Below are 2,398 nucleotides of genomic sequence, written 5' to 3' on the forward strand. Positions count from 1 at the left end.
TAAACCATTCTTTTGGGTCTGACCAATCCAAATCTAATACCATGCTAATACACCGCAAGGGTTCGGGGGCGCGTAGCCCCTGATCAACACAAAGAGCGATACCACAACGGTACCGCTCTCGATGATCAGAAGGGTGCAGGATCATCGGTCTCATAGCCGATAGGCATCCTTACTTCTCCTTTTGGTTCTGGTGGGATCACCTCTAACTTCCATTGCCAACCGTCTGGACGATCGAGGGTGATGGAAGCTTTGGCATTCGTTCTCCTTGCCATGTCTTGGAGTCCTGTAAATACCTCAATGGTGAGGTCTTCTTTCTGTTCTTTCTTCATATCGTTTGTTTGTGTTTGGTCTATCTGATCACCTCTTGATCCTCTTTCCTGGTTCGCCCTGCGAACGGGGGGTGTTGGGGGTGCAACCCCGACCCTAATCACGCCTGAGCTTGCTCGTAAAGACCTTGGTCTGGAGGCGTGGGGAGTTGGTGATTTTTCACCAACCCCTTATTAGGCTAAGTGCTTCGAAAAATCGAAGCTCATATTAGGCTATGAGGTTCATTCAAGAGGTGTTCCTGATGGGGTGCAAGCACCCAGTCCGGCAAGACTCTGATCTTGCCCTCTCGATGGACTTTGACGAGCAACTTCGTGAAGTTGTCGTTAATCATCGAGACCCTTCATCAGAGCGTTCATGAGCTCGGGGTACTCCTTCTCGAGTCCGGCACGGACGTAACTGTTGATCAGTCGAGCAACGGACACGTGTTCATGATCATGGATCTCCTTCATGATGATCCATAAGTCGAGATCAAGCAAGATCTCCTTGCGCCTGCCATTGACTGATGGCCTACCTCGGTGTTTCTCCTCTGGGGTGGCACTGTTGCCCAGCTTTGAGGAGAAGTACGCTTGTAGGGCCTTTTCTGGGTCATTGGTGGCCTTCAGCCTCTCGATATCCTTCTTCAGCCTCTCGATGATCAGACGGTCAGCCTCCTCATTGGTGGCAGCCTTGGCAGCCTGCTCAGTCATCAGACTCTCCTTCGCCCTATACTCCTGCAGCTGTCTCTTCAGACGCTCGATCTCATCAGAGCTGCTTGTCTGATGGAGAGAGGGTGCAGGATCCTGAGGGCGCTTATTCATGCGCTCGATGGTCAACAAGATCTTGTCGATACCCAATAGTCGTTGTAGCCAGTTCATTTTGGTTTATTACGGTGTTTATTGTTTTATATTACGTAGTCAAATACGATTTATTACGTAATATAAACGTTTAATTACGTGTTTTATTGTATTTACTTGAGTTTTTGGGGTAGGATCTCAAACTCCTTCTCCATAATAGCTCGAGCGTACTTGAAGATTGATCTGACTGTCGGATCACTCTCGACACCTCTTACCTTGTCAACCATGCGCTCAAATGCCTTGCGGTCTTTGACCAGCAGGTCAGCCAGAGGACGTTTGATCAGATTGAGGTAGTTCTGACCGTGCTCATCATCAAAGATGCGATTGAGGATCACGATGAAGGCATTGTATAACTGAGATGCCTCAAGCACAGCGGTATTGTTGTTTCCGTCAAGGACGGTAGCCTTTTTAGTCACCTTGGCTACCTCCTTCTCGTGGATCCTGAACCACAGTCTCTCGTTCGATGGACGTCCGCCAGAGGACTTTTTGTCTTCGTCCTTCCTGTAGCACTCGAAATAGACATCGCAGGATCCTGCGTCATACAGCTCCTTCATCTCCACTTCTGCAGGAGTAATAACCTTCCTGATGAAGTCGTAGAGACGCGTGAACTTGGGTTTCTGAACGAAGGTCTTGTTGACCTTACGCACGGCTGTTTCGTTCAGACCAAACCACTCTCGCAGGTCTGCCACATCGAGGAAGAATTCTTTTTCCTTTCTTCGGCGATACTGTTGTATGAATTCGTAGAACCTCTCCGTGTACTTGCCAGTGAACTGGCGTGCAATGGAGGCGTTGTACGTGGTATAGCACCCCCCGTCTTTGGCTTGGATCAAGTAAGGAACAAAATCGTGGTTGAGATCAACGGAAAAGGTCTTTGTCTGTGCATCGTACTTCGTTTTTCCGACGATGTTGACGTATTCCCAGGATCCTTTCTCATCGAGCTTGTATAGACCCTCCCTTGCAAGTGCAAGCATTGCCTTTTCGATGTTCTTGATGTGGGTTTCATCGATCTCCTTGGCGAAGAAATCGTAATGGCAAAGAATACTGTAATCATGATCTCCAAGGCTTGTTTTAGGCTTAGCCTCTCGCCACCACTCGTAGCGTTGTTCGAACTCTCCGAGTATCTGGACAAAGCAAGTTGTCATCAGAGGTGTCCAGATACGCTTGCTCTGGGTGATCACGTTTTGTTGCTTGATGTTGGTTGATTTCTCGATCATAGGCTTGATTTGTTGGTTTCTGGG

3 protein-coding genes are annotated in these 2,398 nt (G+C 48.5%); all 3 read right to left on the reverse strand.

Annotation, left to right across the window (positions count from 1 at the left end):
* Positions 1-125: 125 nt before the first annotated feature.
* Positions 126-329: a hypothetical protein gene (locus tag MJZ26_14890; GenBank protein ID MCQ2107063.1), complete on the reverse strand. Its 204-nt coding sequence runs from the start codon at positions 327-329 to the stop codon at positions 126-128.
* 321 nt (positions 330-650) lie between these two features.
* Complete coding sequence (locus tag MJZ26_14895) at positions 651-1,160, reverse strand: hypothetical protein (GenBank protein ID MCQ2107064.1); 510 nt, start codon at positions 1,158-1,160, stop codon at positions 651-653.
* Positions 1,161-1,273: 113 nt separating this feature from the next.
* The coding region (locus MJZ26_14900; GenBank protein ID MCQ2107065.1) for a replication initiation protein at positions 1,274-2,398 on the reverse strand (1,125 nt) is incomplete at its 5' end.

The organism is Fibrobacter sp. (assembly GCA_024398965.1).
Lineage (GTDB): Bacteria > Fibrobacterota > Fibrobacteria > Fibrobacterales > Fibrobacteraceae > Fibrobacter.

Coding starts and splice junctions, on each gene's coding strand:
- MJZ26_14890 (MCQ2107063.1), bottom strand. CDS start 329: ATGAAGAAAGAACAGAAAGAAGACCTCACCATTGAGGTATTTACAGGA.